The following is a 13,507-nucleotide window of genomic DNA, read 5'->3' as shown; positions in this document are numbered from 1 at the left end:
GCAATCCGACGGGAAATTTTCACATGATCACTGTTTTTGGGTCCATCAACATGGACCTGATCGCCACGACCGCACGCCTTCCGAAGCCGGGCGAGACCGTTGCCGGAACTGGTTTTTCGACCGCCGCCGGCGGCAAGGGCGCAAACCAGGCGCTTGCCGCGCGACGTGCGGGAGCGACAGTTAAGATGGCTGGTGCTGTGGGCAAGGACAGTTTTGCCGATGGCGCGCTGGAACTGCTGAAGGGTGCTGGCACCGACCTCTCCCTGACCAAGACGGTGGAAGAGCCAACCGGCACCGCGCATATCTTGGTCGGCGGTGACGGCGAAAACGTCATCGTCGTCGTCGCCAGTGCCAATGCGACTGTCAATGAGGCCGATGCGGTGAAAGCCGTCGACGGCATGAAGCCCGGCGACACGCTGATGCTGCAGCTCGAAATTCCGGCAGCCTCCGTCGAGAAGGCGCTCAATGTAGCCAAGCAGAAGGGCGTCCGGTCTGTCATCAACATCGCGCCGTTGACCGCGGATGCGGCTCGCCTCGGGCGCATGGCCGATATCGTCATTGCCAATGAGACCGAATTCGAGCTGCTTGCCGGCAGGAGCGGCATCAGCAGCGCGGAACGCGAAGACGCGATGAAGGCGCTTCACGCCGAGACCGGCCAGACGGTCATCGTCACGCTCGGCGCCGAAGGCGTCGTCGCCGTGCACGAAGGCGAGATCCAGCGTGCCAAGGGCCTGAAGATCGAACCGGTCGATACCGTCGGCGCCGGCGACACCTTCTGCGGCTATCTTGCCGCCAGCCTCGACGCCGGCATTGCCTTTCCCGATGCGCTGCGCCGTGCAGCCGTCGCCGGCTCGCTCGCCTGCCTGAAGAGCGGCGCCCAGCCCTCGATCCCGCTTTCCTCGGAAGTGGCGTCGCGTATCTAGATCGCGACAACCTTGGGTCGGACCGACCCGTGATAGGCCAAAGGGCATCTGGTGCGGGCGGAGATCGCCCGCATTTTTCTTGCCGGCTCTCTGCCGCCGCGCGTTTCCAACCGTCTCAAAATCTCCGCTTGCGCAATCCGGACAGCCGATGTCGCGGAGATAAAACTCCGCGCGCAATTTTATCAAAGCAACAGGTAAAACAGCGTCCGCGTTGGGCCTATTTTAAGAATCTCCAGTCTATTCAGGAGCCTGAGAAGGCCGGTCGAAGCGATCTGGTTGCCTCCAACATGCCGGTCGGCATCTGACGCTCCATGATGGAGTTCACCCCCATTGCGAAATGCGTCCACCGCAGGCGAGAGCCGGCGGACCTCCCAGCACGTGAGGATTTCATGTTCAAGTTCCAAGCCAAATCGCTGGCGACCAAACTGATCGCGGTGACAGGCGGCACGATTGCACTTGTCCTGCTCGCCTCGAATTTCGTTCTCATCTCCCAGACCCAGGATCGCGTCGAAACGCTGGTCCTTGAACAGGCAAACGGTGAAGCCCGCGCGATCGCCTCCGACATCGCCGGCGACGTCGGCGAGCTTGCGAGCGCTGCCCGCTCGATGGCCGGCGTTCTCGGCCGGGCACATGCGGAAAAGTCGATGGAGCGCACCGGGGTGATCAATATCCTGAGGGCGAACCTCGAGCAGAACCCCTTCGCCTTCGGCAGCTGGTTCGCGGAAGAGCCCAAGGCCTTCGACGGCCGCCAGGAAGATGTCGTCAACAATAAGGAACTGGGCGGCAACGAGCTCGGCATCTTCACGCCCTACTGGTCGAAGACCCGGAACAACGAAATCCAGTACTCCACCTTCAAGGCCGATTATCCGGCGGAGTGGTATGCGCTCGCGGCAAAGAGCGGCAAGGGCGCGATCACCCAGCCCTATACTGCCGAGGGTACCGACATTCCGACCGCGATGAGCTCGATCGCCTATCCCGTTATGTCAGGCGGCAAGCTGATCGGCGTCTCCGGCGTCGACATTTCACTCGCCTCGCTGGCCGAGGGTCTGGCGAAGTTGAAGCCGTTCGAAACCGGCCGCGTCTACCTGCTGTCGCAGAGCGGCAAGTGGCTCGTCGCGCCGATCCCGGAACTGCTGCTCAAAGCCTATGACGGCGAAGGCAACGACATCGTCAAGAATGCGCTTGATTCCGGCAAGCCTGGCGTCATTTCCAACCTTTCCTATGACGGCAACGAACCCTTCGACCGCCTCGTCTATCCCTTCGCGCTTTCAGGCGTGAACACCAGCTGGGTCGTGCTCGTCGACGTGCCGCGCGCCGCGATCAATGCCCCGGTCAAGGACCAGACCTACATGATGATCGTCGGCGGCCTGGTCGTGCTCGGCGCCGTTCTGCTCGGTCTCTATCTCGCCGTCCGCGGCTTCGTGCAGAAGCCTCTCGCCGCCCTCGTGAACGACGTCAAAGGACTCAGCCACGGCGACTATACCAAGGCGATCGCCGGCCAGGATCGCTCCGACGAAACCGGCGAAGTCGCCAAGGCACTCGAGGGCTTCCGCCACCAGCTTGCCGACACCAAGCGCCTGGAAGGCGAAGCCCGCCATGAGCGCGAACAGGCCGAGCGCGAACGCGGCCGGTCGGAAACCGAGCGTGCCGAGAGCAGCGCCTTGCAGCGCGACATCGTCGCCCGCCTCGGCAAGGGCCTGTCCCATCTCTCGTCCGGCGATCTCGCGTTCCGCATCACCGACGAGTTCCCGGGCGAATATGCCCAGCTCAAGCGCGACTTCAACGCGACGATGGAAAGCCTCGAAGCGACGATCCGCACCGTCAACCATTCGGTCGTCAACATCGGCAACGGCACGAGCGAAATCAGCAGCGCCGCCAACGACCTGTCGCACCGCACCGAACAGCAGGCGGCGAGCCTCGAAGAAACGGCAGCAGCCCTCGACGAGTTGACCTCGCAGGTCAACGCCAGCGCCGAAAACGCCAAGGTCGCCGCGAAGTCGGTGGAAGTGGCCAGCAGCGATGCCGGACAGTCGGGCGAAGTGGTACAGAAGGCCATCGCCGCGATGAAGGGCATCGAGCAGTCGTCGCACGAGGTCAGCCGCATCATCGGCGTCATCGACGAAATCGCCTTCCAGACCAACCTTCTGGCGCTCAACGCCGGCGTCGAAGCGGCCCGCGCGGGCGAAGCCGGCAAGGGTTTTGCCGTCGTCGCCCAGGAAGTACGCGAGCTTGCCCAGCGCTCCGCCAATGCCGCCAAGGAGATCAAGACGCTGATCAACACTTCGGCCGGCCAGGTGCGCGAAGGTGTCGACCTCGTCGGCAAGGCGGGCGGCGCGCTCGAAAAGATCGCCGAGCAGGTGGTGCAGATCAACGGCCTCATCCGCCAGATCTCGAGCTCGGCCTCCGAGCAGGCCGTCGGCCTCAAGGAGATCAACTCGGCCGTCAACCAGATGGACCAGGTGACCCAGCAGAACGCCGCCATGGTCGAGGAGACGACGGCCGCCGGCATGGCGCTCAACGAAGAGGCCCGCACGCTCAACGCCCTGGTTGCCCGCTTCCGCGTCGCCCAGTCCTCGACGTCGGCCCAGCCTACCTCGTCGGAGATGCTGCGTGGCACCGCCGAACGCATGCGTGCGGCCGAACGCCCGGCACCGGCACCTGCCCGCGAGGCGCGGCCGGCTCCGGCAGCAAGCCCGGCACGAAGCAGCTACTCGGCTTCAACGCAGCGGGTGCTCACCCAGACCTCGGGCGCCAACGCGCTTGCCCAGGACAATTGGGAAGAGTTCTGATCAACAGATCGAGAAAAGAAACGGCGCCTCTCGGGGCGCCGTTTTTGTTTGAAGCATGATGATCGAGCGTAGGCTCAGATGCGCGACAGGCGCTCGGTCAACAAATCGAAAAAGCCCTGGTCGTCGACGAAGCGCATGACCTTGGCATTGTGCGGCCGGCCGGTGACCTGCCACCAGTCGACAACCGTCATGCCCGCCGTCAGCGGCGACTTGGTTTCGATCTCGACGTTGCAATCCCGACCGGTGAAAAGCTCGGGGCGCAGCAGATAGGCGATGACCGTCGGGTCGTGCAGCGGGCCGCCATCGGTGCCGTATTTCTCGATGTCGAAGCGTTCGAAGAATTCGAGCATCTCGGCCATGGCGATCGCCGGGCGGCTGCCGATGTCGCGGATCTTCTGCACCCGCGCCTTGTGGGTGAGCACGCGATGGGTGACGTCGAGCGGCATCATCACGATCGGAATGCCCGAGCGGAAGACGATATCGGCGGCTTCCGGATCGACATAGATGTTGAACTCGGCCGCCGGCGTGATGTTGCCGCCTTCGAAGAAGCCGCCGCCCATCATCACCAGTTCCTTCACCCGCGGCGCAATCTCAGGCGCCTTCTGGAGCGCGAGCGCGATGTTGGTGAGCGGTCCCAGCGTGCAGAGCGTCACCGAGCCCTCTGCCTCGTTGCGCAGCGTTTCGACGATGAAGTCGACCGCGTGCTGCTCCTCGAGTTTCATCCTGGGCTCATCGAGCGTCGGGCCGTCGAGGCCGGTCTTGCCGTGCACGTGCTCGGCGGTGACCAGCGGACGGGCGATCGGCTTGTCGGCGCCGGAAAAAACCCGAACCTTCGGCCGGTCGCAGAGCTCGCAGAGAATGCGCGCATTGCGGGCCGTCAAGGTCAGCGGCACGTTGCCGGCGACCGTGGTGATGCCGAGCAAGTCGATCTCTTCCGGACTGCCGAAAGCGAGCATGATGGCGGCGGCATCGTCCTGCCCGGGATCGGTGTCTATGATTATCTTTCTGGGCACGGGCACTCTCTCGTCCTCCCTGGATCACGTTTGGCTGGGTCGACCCGACCCAAAGCCAGGCGCGATCGATTTCAATGCACCGGAGCGGATACGGGTAGCGTCGCATGCGCCCTCCTCGTCCCACTCTTGGATTCTGCGAGAGCGGACTATGATTTGCGTGCACGTCCGAGGCAAGCGGCTTGCACTCATTGCGCACAGCTACCATATTGCGGCAAGGATGCTGCTGGGCAGGTCCGAACATCGGTCGCTTGATCTCGCAAGGACTTGAAGAATGAGCCGAATTACGCCCTTTACGAGCCCGCTTCTGCTGGGTTTCGACACAATGGAAAAGACCCTTGAGCGCATCGCCAAGGGCAATGACGGATACCCGCCCTACAACATCGAGCGGATCCGCGGCGATGCCGCCGTTGACGCACCCGAGCGGCTCAGAATCACGCTTGCCGTGGCCGGGTTTTCCGAAGAAGACCTCGAAGTGACCACCGAAGAGAATCAGCTCGTCATCCGTGGCCGCCAGGTCGACAACGGCGATCGCGAGTACCTGCACCGCGGTATCGCTGCGCGCCAGTTTCAACGCACCTTCGTTCTCGCCGATGGCATGAAAGTTCTCGGCGCCGAGCTGCGCAACGGCTTGCTCTCCGTCGACCTCGTCCGTCCCGAACCGGTGCGTATGGTAAAGAAAATTAACATTTCAGTCCCAGAGTAGGATAACCGGCGGGATTTTCCCCTGGCCGGCGACCACGGAGTATCACCATGGGACTGAAAGCTGTCAGCTCGTCACTGTCGAAGAACGACCTCGCACATCTCGGCGAAGGCGAAATCGGCTACATCCGGAAAATGCGTTCGGAAGAAGTCTCGCGCTGCTTCCCGGAAGCACCCGAGATGGGACCGGGCATCGATCTCTGGGCCCTGTTCGGCGCCGACGGCACGCCGATCCTCCTGACCGACAATCGTTCCAGCACCTTCTTCAAGGCCGCCGAGGATGACCTGAAGACGGTCACCCTGCATTGATCAGGCTGCCGTCGCTGACGGTAGATCTATGGGGCTGAATTGAAGCCGCCGCTCTGCATTGAACGACGCAATTCCAGACGGAAAACCGCTTCGCACTTTTCCTGGAATTGACTGTGAAGCGACACAATTCCGGACGGAAAACCGCTTCGCACTTTTCCTGGAATTGATTTTGGAGTGCCGCAATTCCGGGCGGAAAACCGCTTCGCACTTTTTCTGGAATTGCTAGGCTCGGCGGAAAGTGAGATAGGCGGAGCTCCGGCCTTCCCGGCGTGCCTTGGCCTCGTAGCGTGTGCTCGGCCACCCCTCGTACGGCGTCAGCCAGTCGGCTGCCTTCTCCGCCGTCCATTCGAAGGCCGCGTGATCGCGGCAATGCAACAGCGTCCAATTGACATAGGTGTCGATATCCGAGGCGAAGCAGAAAAGCCCGCCCGGCTTCAGCACGCGCGCAAAGCGGTCGAGATTGACCTTGGAGACGAAGCGGCGCTTCCAGTGTTTGCGCTTCGGCCACGGGTCCGGATAGAGCAGGTCGATCTGGTCGACGGAAGCGGCCGGCAGCCAGTCGAGAACCTGGGTGGCGTCGTCGTCATAAAGGCGGATGTTGCTGACACCGCGAGCCTCGATGTGGCCGACGAGCTTGGCCATGGAATTGACGAAGGGTTCGACGCCGATAAAGCCTGTCGAAGGCGTCTCGGCGGCGCGGTGGATCAGATGTTCGCCGCCGCCGAAGCCGATTTCCAGCCGGATGCGATCGACGCCCTGAGGAAACAACGTCTTCAGTTCCGCCGGAGCCGGGCTCGACAGATCGAGCTTCAGCGTCGGCAGCACGGTTTCCAGATGCGCCGCCTGCCGCTCGCGCAGCGGCTTGCCCTTGCGGCGGCCGAAAAAGGCCTCGGTTGCTCTGGCACGGCGCGGTTCGGTCATGTCGTTTGTCCCTTGGTCACGCTGATCCCCGATCAAGCCGACCCAAAATCAAAATGAACGAAGCGGGCGCTCCTTGCCGGAGCGCCCGCCCTGAATTTCGCAAGCGCCTGATAGCAGGCCGCTGCGCTATCTTCAATGCGCGGCGTTACACGCCACGCCAATCGCAGGATTACGCGGCTGCCCGGCCGTTGACGGCACCGCTCTGCTCGATCGCCGCCTTCAGCGGCTTCACCAGATCGAGCTTCTCCCAGGAGAAGGAACCGTCGCGGCCAGCCTTGCGGCCGAAGTGGCCGTAGGCAGACGTCTTGGCGTAGATCGGCTTGTTGAGGTCGAGGTGACGGCGAATGCCAGACGGCGACAGGTCCATCGTCTTGCGGATGGCCTGCTCGACCTGGTCTTCCGAGACCTTGCCGGTACCGTGCAGGTCGACATAGATCGACAGCGGCTGGGCAACGCCGATGGCGTAGGAGAGCTGGATCGTGCAACGATCGGCAAGACCGGCGGCTACGACGTTCTTTGCCAGGTAGCGCGCGGCATAGGCAGCCGAACGGTCGACCTTGGTCGTGTCCTTGCCCGAGAAGGCGCCGCCGCCATGGGGCGCAGCACCACCATAGGTGTCGACGATGATCTTGCGGCCGGTGAGGCCGGCGTCGCCGTCCGGGCCACCGATGACGAACTTGCCAGTCGGGTTGATGTACCAGGTGCAATCGTCGGCGATCTTCAGATCATCGAGCGCTTCGCGGATATAGGGCTCGACAACCGAGCGAACCTTGGCCGAATCCCAGGTGTCATCGAGATGCTGCGTCGACAGAACGATCGAGGTGACTTCCGCCGGCTTGCCATCGACGTAGCGCACGGTGACCTGGCTCTTGGCGTCCGGACCGAGCTTGGCGACTTCGCCTTCGCCCTTCTTGCGGGCGGCGGCGAGCAGATTGAGGATGCGGTGCGAGTAGTAGATCGGCGCCGGCATAAGTTCGGCGGTCTCGCGGCAGGCGTAGCCGAACATGATGCCCTGGTCGCCGGCACCCTCTTCGCCCTGCATGTCGGCAGCGCTGTCGACGCCCTGAGCGATGTGGGCGGACTGGAAGTGCAGAAGCACGTCGATCTTGGCCGTCTTCCAGTGGAAGCCGTCCTGCTCATAGCCGATCTCGCGGATCGCCTTGCGGGCGGCGGACTTGAACTTCGAGGGGTTGATGACGTCGTTGCCGTCCTTGTCCTTCTTCAGAAGGCTCGGCGGCAGGCGCACTTCGCCGGCGATGACGACGCGGTTGGTGGTCGCCAGGGTTTCGCAGGCGATGCGAACGCCCCACGGGTCGACACCGGTCTTGGCCGCTTCGCGGTAGACCAGATCCACGATCTCGTCGGAGATACGGTCACACACCTTGTCCGGATGACCTTCGGCTACAGATTCACTCGTGAACAGGTAGTTTGCACGCATGCGGGAAGTCCCCTCAATGAAGAAAAAGCGCTGGCATGGTGTTAGTGGTTTTGCGCCCGAAAAACAAGCGCACAACGACATAAATATATCTTTATATCACCGTCAGAGCCAATCACTTTGGCGCGCCCGGAGAAAAGCGCGCATGAAAAAAGCGGCACAAAGGCCGCTTTGTTTTCAAGTCCCGACGGGGAACGTTGGAACTATTCGCTTTCTGCTTCCGCAGCGAGAGCCTTGACCAGATCGACAAGCCGGCGGCGAACCTTCGGATCGGTGATCTTGACGAAAGCGCGGTTGAGTTGCAGCCCCTCGGAGGACGACAGGAAATCGACAACGTAGTTGGAACTGGACGCTTCTGCCATGCCGGGCTGACCGGTACCGCTATCACCCGGGGCATCTTCGAAGAAGAAGGAAACCGGAACATTCAGGATGCCCGAAATGTTCTGCAACCGGCTCGCGCCGACGCGATTCGTGCCCTTCTCATACTTCTGGATCTGCTGAAAAGTGATCCCCAGACTTTCGCCGAGCTTCTCCTGGCTCATGCCAAGCATCGTGCGGCGAAGACGAATCCGACTACCGACATGAATGTCGATCGGGTTCGGCTTCTTTTTGTTTTCGATCATATCTGCGTTCCCAAACACGCTGTTTCGTTTGATCCACCGCCCGGCATGAAGCACCGCTCACCGAGGCGACCGCCACGGTGATACGACAAAGCCGCCACAACAAGGACGATGGTGCGGACCACTATGCAATTTTAGGGGTTTTAGGTCAATTCTTCCTAATATTAAAACCAACACGCGAAAACACTGCAACCAGAAGGAGCAAGAGTGCACTCAGCCAGAAGATTCGGCTTCGCATAGCGTCGTCCAAAGGCGTAGGCATCTTTCCCGGCAGAAGTGTGTCGACCACTCCCCTATAATTGTAGGACAATCCTACCATTAAAACCCCACGTGCATCAACAATTGCTGATATACCGCTGTTGGCTGCGCGGATCAGGGGGGTTCCGGTCTCGATGGCGCGCAGTTGTGCCTGATGGAAATGCTGGCGCGGACCGGGCGTGTCGCCGAACCAGGCATCATTGGTGATGTTGAGAAGCGCATCCGTTCCGCGCGCGGCCCCGTCGATCTCGTCGGGGAAGATCGCCTCGTAGCAGACCAGCGGATAGAACTTCCTGCCGCCGGGCAAGGTCAGCAGCGAGCGGCTCTTTGCCGCCGAAAACCCGCCCGGCATGGAGGCGGCGATGGAACTCAAGCCCCAGGACGACAGCACCTCCTCGAACGGCAGATACTCGCCAAACGGGACGAGATGCACCTTGTCGGCGGCACCAATGATCTGACCGCGGCCATCGATGACATAGATCGAGTTGTAGTAGCGCGGCGGCAGGCCGGCGCCCGCGTCCTCGGCGCGTACCGCACCGGCGATGAGGATCTGATCGTCGTCGAGCACCTCGGCGATGCGCGCCAGGGCGTCCGGGTTGTCGGTGAGGATGAAGGGGATCGAGGTCTCGGGCCAGACGACGATGTCCGGGCGCTTGCCGCCGTTTTCGGGCGCGGCGGTGGTGAGCGAAAGATGCTCCTCGAAGACCGCCGCACGCTCGCGGTCGTCGAGCTTTTTCGCCTGATCGATCACCGGCTGGACGAGACGGACCGTCAACGGCGGCTCGGCCGCAGCGGGGGCTGGCTGTGCCAGGCGATAGAAGCCGAAGCCGATATGCGCCGTGAGGAGGACGAGTGCGGCCGCGAGACCAATCCGACTTCCCCTGCCGGTGGCAATGAGTGCGGGTGCCGCGAAGACGAAGACCGCCAGCACGTTGATGGTCGCAAGATTGACGACGCTTGCAGACTGCATCATCAGCGGCATCGGCATCGCCGCATAGCCGATGGCATTCCAGGGAAATCCGCTGAAGAGGAAGCTGCGCAGCCATTCGCAAAGGCCAAAGGCCAGAGCAAGCGCCGCGATCCGCCCGACACCATCGGACCAGAACAGGCGCGCGATCAGCGTCGCGAGCGCATAAAAGAGCGCCAGGAAGGCCGGGAGACCGACCACAGCGAGCGGCAACGCCCAGGCGAAGTCGTCGGCCTCCACCAGGAGCGCGTTGCCGAGCCACCAGAGACCGCCGAGGAAGTAGCCGAAGCCGAACCACCAGCCGATCGCCGCCGCCGGCCAGAGCCGCCTGACGATGCCGCCATCCGGATTTCCGGTCGCGCCGTCGAGCAGCCAGACGAGGATCGGGAAAGCGACGAAAGCAAAGGCGAAGATGCCGAAGGGCGGTTGCGCCAGAACCGCGAGAAGCCCCGCAAGGAACGCGAGCAATGCCCTCGGGAAACCGGAGAGAAGCATCACCCTGCCAGCCAGTCTTACCATGCAGCCTCCAGTCGATCCCGGCCGCTAGCCGCGGCGCCGGAGCGAAACAACAACCGAATCAATCGGCGCCAGTGTTCCAAAAAACCGGCTGCTTGTCCCCTTCAGGGGCGGATTTGGATATGGAAGGCATGTGCTCCGGCTTGGGTCGAACCGCCGGTCCTTGAGAACCGCGTTCAAGCCGGGAGACGTCAAGTGGATGGGTGAGAGGCATCTGCCCCGCGCACCCTGCCCCGCGCACATGGAAACGTGCGCGGGAGCCGAACGATTATTGCTCGTCGGCCGCTGCTTCGGAAGATGCTGCACCGTTGGCACGATTGACCATAACCGTCTCCGGAACGGTTTCACCCTCCGGCCGCAACGGGCGACGGCGAGCCGGCGGACGCTTGCGCATGATGCGAACGCGTTTCACACGACGCGGGTCGGCGTCGAGGATCTGGAACTCGAAGCCCGGAATGGCCTGAACGACCTCGCCGCGCACCGGAATGCGGCCAAGCGAGGCGAAGATCAGGCCGCCGAGCGTGTCGACGTCTTCGAGTTGCTCACGCACGTCAAAATCGGGGCCGATCGCCGCGGCGATCTCTTCCAGCTCGACGCGAGCGTCGGCGAGGAAAACATCGTCCGAGGTACGGGCGAACATCACTTCGTCATCGTCGTGCTCGTCCTCGATATCGCCAACGACCATCTCGACGATGTCTTCGAGCGAAACGAGACCGTCGGTGCCGCCGTATTCGTCGATGACGAGCGCCATCTGGATACGGGCGGCCTGCATGCGCTGCATCAGGTCCGAGGCCAGCATCGAAGGCGGCACGAACAGGAGCTGGCGGACGATGCCCGCCTCTTCCAGCGACTTGCCGAGATCGACGCGGGAGAGGTCGAAGCTCGCCTTCGGCGATCGGGGCGTCTTCTCGGTCTTTTCGCCCGTGACCGTCACGGCAGCCGGCGCCTTGCCGTTGCGGCGCCGGTTGCGGGCCTGCTTGGTGACATAGGAAAGCAGGTCGCGAATATGCACCATGCCGCGGGGATCATCGAGCCCTTCGTTATAGACCGGCATGCGCGAGCGGCCGGACTCCTCGAAGATCACCATCAGCTCGCCGATGGTGATGCTCTGGTCGACTGCTTCGATGTCGGCACGCGGGACCATGACGTCCTCGACCCTGATCTCGCGGAAACGCAGGATGTTGTTGAGCATCGCCCGTTCGCCGGGCGAGAAGGCCGTGTTGCTGTCGGCATCGGTCTGAAGCGCGTCGGCAAGATCCTCGCGCAGGCTCGATGGACTTGCGCCGCGCAACAGGCGCGCGGCCCGGCTCCAGAAGGTAGAAGTGGATTTCGTGCCCTCGTGTCGAGTGGCGGTGCTACTACTGCCCGCCTCCGCCTCTCCGGAGGCGTCTGCCTCCTCGGTCGCCAGCGCGACGGGCTGTGTTTTGTAATCGCTCATCGGTCCAAACTGTTAATCCGGGGTACGACCCCGTAGGGGTCAGATAAGCCAAGACGCGCCAAAATGCGAGTCTCCAGGCTTTCCATTCTTTCGGCTTCGTCATCTTCCATATGATCATAACCGAAAAGATGCAGGAATCCATGCACGAGAAGATGCGTCAGATGCGCATCGAAGGATTTCTCGAGTTCCACGGCTTCGCGCTCGAGCGTCTCGCGGGCGACGATGATGTCACCCAGCATCGGTCCCGGCATCGCACCCGGTTTCACCGGGAAAGCGGGGAAGGACAGCACATTGGTCGGCTTGTCCTGGTTGCGCCATTCGGCGTTGATCGCCCGCATGGAAGCGTCGTCGGTGAAGACAAGGGAAAGTTCCGGCGGCATCTGCGGCAGCGGCTGCTTCTCTTCGGCCGCGAGATAGGCTGCAGCCGCTTCGAGCACGGGCGTTGAGAAGGCAAGCAAGGCCTCTTCCTCGGGCCAATTGCCTTCTTCCACGCTGATCTGGATGTCCAATGCCGTCATGATCGCAACGACCGCCGATCAGCGGTCGCTCTGCTCGCTTTCGTCGTGAACGGCCGTGTGGGACTCGTAAGCCCTGACGATACGCGCCACCATCGGATGACGGACGACGTCGACGTCCTTGAAGCGCACCACCGAAACGCCCTCGACGCCCCTCAGGATCTGCAGGGCCTCGACCAGGCCGGACTTGACGCCGCGCGGCAGGTCGACCTGGCTCGGATCGCCGGTGACGATCATGCGGCCGTTTTCGCCGAGACGGGTCAGGAACATCTTCATCTGCATCGATGTCGTGTTCTGCGCCTCGTCGAGGATGACGGCGGCATTGGCGAGGGTACGGCCGCGCATGAAGGCGAGCGGCGCGATTTCGATGACGCCGGCGGTAATCGCCCGTTCGACCTTGTCACCCGGCATCATGTCATAGAGCGCGTCGTAGAGGGGCCGGAGATAGGGGTCGACCTTCTCCTTCATGTCGCCGGGCAGGAAGCCCAGGCGCTCGCCTGCCTCGACGGCAGGACGCGAAAGCACGATACGGTCGACGGCGCCGCGCTCCAGCAGCTGTGCTGCATGGGCAACCGCGAGATAGGTCTTGCCGGTACCAGCCGGACCGACACCGAAGACGAGCTCGGAACGCTCGAGCGCGCGGATATAGGCATCCTGCGTCGGCGTGCGGGCGACGATCGTCTTCTTGCGCGTCGAAATCTGCGCCATCGTCAATTTGGCTTTTTTCTCCATGGTCGGCAATTGTAGCTGATCGTCGGCAGCGACCGCCATCCGGATCGCGCCTTCCACATCCGACGTATCGATCGATCCGCCGCTCTGCAACCGTCCATAGAGAAAATCGAGAGCGCGCCGCGCCTGATTGGTGGCGACGACATCACCTGAGATCGCAACGGAATTACCGCGCGGGTGCGCTTCGATCCGGAGCCGCTCTTCGAGGAGCTTCAGATTCTGGTCGAACTGCCCGAAGAGTTCGCTGGCGAACCGGTTGTTCTCGAACGTGAGCACGAAGTGATTGGCGTCTGTCGCAGTTGTTTTCGACTGGCGCGATGATGAAGAGATCAGTTCGTGTCCGTTCAAGCGGTTCAGGCTCCTTGTGTTCGGTCC

The 13,507-nt window shown here is 62.5% G+C and carries 12 protein-coding genes; 4 read left to right on the top strand and 8 right to left on the bottom strand.

Translation table 11 applies throughout. From position 1 onward, the window contains the following. Nucleotides 1–23: 23 nt before the first annotated feature. Entirely contained in the window at nucleotides 24–923 is a 900-nt protein-coding gene (locus ASE60_RS01850) for a ribokinase (RefSeq protein WP_057248028.1), read from the top strand. Between the two features lie 389 nt (nucleotides 924–1,312). Further along, entirely contained in the window at nucleotides 1,313–3,712 is a 2,400-nt protein-coding gene (locus ASE60_RS01845) for a methyl-accepting chemotaxis protein (protein WP_057248027.1), read from the top strand. 74 nt (nucleotides 3,713–3,786) lie between these two features. Here ASE60_RS01845 and ASE60_RS01840 read toward each other — a convergent pair whose 3' ends face one another. After that, complete coding sequence (locus ASE60_RS01840; protein WP_057248026.1) at nucleotides 3,787–4,731, bottom strand: nucleoside hydrolase; 945 nt, start codon at nucleotides 4,729–4,731, stop codon at nucleotides 3,787–3,789. Between the two features lie 265 nt (nucleotides 4,732–4,996). Here ASE60_RS01840 and ASE60_RS01835 point away from each other — a divergent pair, with 265 nt between their 5' ends. Together ASE60_RS01835 and ASE60_RS01830 are read left to right on the top strand one after the other, a co-directional pair. After that, nucleotides 4,997–5,428, top strand: a complete 432-nt coding sequence (locus tag ASE60_RS01835) for an Hsp20 family protein (protein ID WP_057248025.1) — start codon at nucleotides 4,997–4,999, stop codon at nucleotides 5,426–5,428. Between the two features lie 47 nt (nucleotides 5,429–5,475). Continuing rightward, nucleotides 5,476–5,733: a DUF1150 family protein gene (locus ASE60_RS01830; protein WP_057248024.1), complete on the top strand. Its 258-nt coding sequence runs from the start codon at nucleotides 5,476–5,478 to the stop codon at nucleotides 5,731–5,733. Nucleotides 5,734–5,955: 222 nt separating this feature from the next. Here the strand turns inward: ASE60_RS01830 and ASE60_RS01825 are convergent, their stop codons facing one another. The 7 genes from ASE60_RS01825 to ASE60_RS01795 all read right to left on the bottom strand — a co-directional run bounded on the left by ASE60_RS01825 (nucleotide 5,956) and on the right by ASE60_RS01795 (nucleotide 13,480). Continuing rightward, the gene (locus ASE60_RS01825) at nucleotides 5,956–6,654 is read right to left on the bottom strand and encodes a tRNA (guanosine(46)-N(7))-methyltransferase TrmB (protein WP_057248023.1); all 699 of its coding nucleotides are present in this window, start codon (nucleotides 6,652–6,654) and stop codon (nucleotides 5,956–5,958) included. Nucleotides 6,655–6,823: 169 nt separating this feature from the next. Further along, nucleotides 6,824–8,092, bottom strand: coding sequence for a methionine adenosyltransferase (gene metK, locus ASE60_RS01820; protein ID WP_057248022.1), 1,269 nt, complete (start codon nucleotides 8,090–8,092; stop codon nucleotides 6,824–6,826). Between the two features lie 200 nt (nucleotides 8,093–8,292). Continuing rightward, nucleotides 8,293–8,712: a helix-turn-helix domain-containing protein gene (locus tag ASE60_RS01815; protein WP_057248021.1), complete on the bottom strand. Its 420-nt coding sequence runs from the start codon at nucleotides 8,710–8,712 to the stop codon at nucleotides 8,293–8,295. A 145-nt stretch (nucleotides 8,713–8,857) separates the two neighbouring features. Beyond that, nucleotides 8,858–10,453, bottom strand: coding sequence for an apolipoprotein N-acyltransferase (gene lnt / locus ASE60_RS01810; protein WP_057248020.1), 1,596 nt, complete (start codon nucleotides 10,451–10,453; stop codon nucleotides 8,858–8,860). Between the two features lie 265 nt (nucleotides 10,454–10,718). Further along, a complete protein-coding gene (locus tag ASE60_RS01805) occupies nucleotides 10,719–11,888 on the bottom strand; it encodes a hemolysin family protein (protein WP_057248019.1) in 1,170 nt (389 codons plus the stop codon). Then, complete coding sequence (ybeY, locus tag ASE60_RS01800; RefSeq protein ID WP_057248018.1) at nucleotides 11,885–12,406, bottom strand: rRNA maturation RNase YbeY; 522 nt, start codon at nucleotides 12,404–12,406, stop codon at nucleotides 11,885–11,887. Before ybeY ends, ASE60_RS01805 begins: the two co-directional genes overlap by 4 nt. An 18-nt stretch (nucleotides 12,407–12,424) precedes the next feature. Then, the gene (locus tag ASE60_RS01795) at nucleotides 12,425–13,480 is read right to left on the bottom strand and encodes a PhoH family protein (protein ID WP_057248017.1); all 1,056 of its coding nucleotides are present in this window, start codon (nucleotides 13,478–13,480) and stop codon (nucleotides 12,425–12,427) included. Between the last annotated feature and the right edge of the window lie 27 nt (nucleotides 13,481–13,507).

Origin of the sequence: Ensifer sp. Root278 (assembly GCF_001429285.1) — a bacterium.
Classification (GTDB): domain Bacteria; phylum Pseudomonadota; class Alphaproteobacteria; order Rhizobiales; family Rhizobiaceae; genus Ensifer.
The sequence above is the reverse complement of the archived record's forward strand: the minus strand, read 5'-3'. Positions and strand labels throughout refer to the sequence as shown.

What these genes read in the sequence shown, in the direction of transcription:
- ASE60_RS01850 (WP_057248028.1), top strand. Translation starts at nt 24, where the DNA reads ATGATCACTGTTTTTGGGTCCATCAACATGGACCTGATCGCCACGACC.
- ASE60_RS01845 (WP_057248027.1), top strand. Translation starts at nt 1,313, where the DNA reads ATGTTCAAGTTCCAAGCCAAATCGCTGGCGACCAAACTGATCGCGGTG.
- ASE60_RS01835 (WP_057248025.1), top strand. Translation starts at nt 4,997, where the DNA reads ATGAGCCGAATTACGCCCTTTACGAGCCCGCTTCTGCTGGGTTTCGAC.
- ASE60_RS01830 (WP_057248024.1), top strand. Translation starts at nt 5,476, where the DNA reads ATGGGACTGAAAGCTGTCAGCTCGTCACTGTCGAAGAACGACCTCGCA.
- ASE60_RS01825 (WP_057248023.1), bottom strand. Translation starts at nt 6,654, where the DNA reads ATGACCGAACCGCGCCGTGCCAGAGCAACCGAGGCCTTTTTCGGCCGC.
- metK (WP_057248022.1), bottom strand. Translation starts at nt 8,092, where the DNA reads ATGCGTGCAAACTACCTGTTCACGAGTGAATCTGTAGCCGAAGGTCAT.
- ASE60_RS01815 (WP_057248021.1), bottom strand. Translation starts at nt 8,712, where the DNA reads ATGATCGAAAACAAAAAGAAGCCGAACCCGATCGACATTCATGTCGGT.
- lnt (WP_057248020.1), bottom strand. Translation starts at nt 10,453, where the DNA reads ATGGTAAGACTGGCTGGCAGGGTGATGCTTCTCTCCGGTTTCCCGAGG.
- ASE60_RS01805 (WP_057248019.1), bottom strand. Translation starts at nt 11,888, where the DNA reads ATGAGCGATTACAAAACACAGCCCGTCGCGCTGGCGACCGAGGAGGCA.
- ybeY (WP_057248018.1), bottom strand. Translation starts at nt 12,406, where the DNA reads ATGACGGCATTGGACATCCAGATCAGCGTGGAAGAAGGCAATTGGCCC.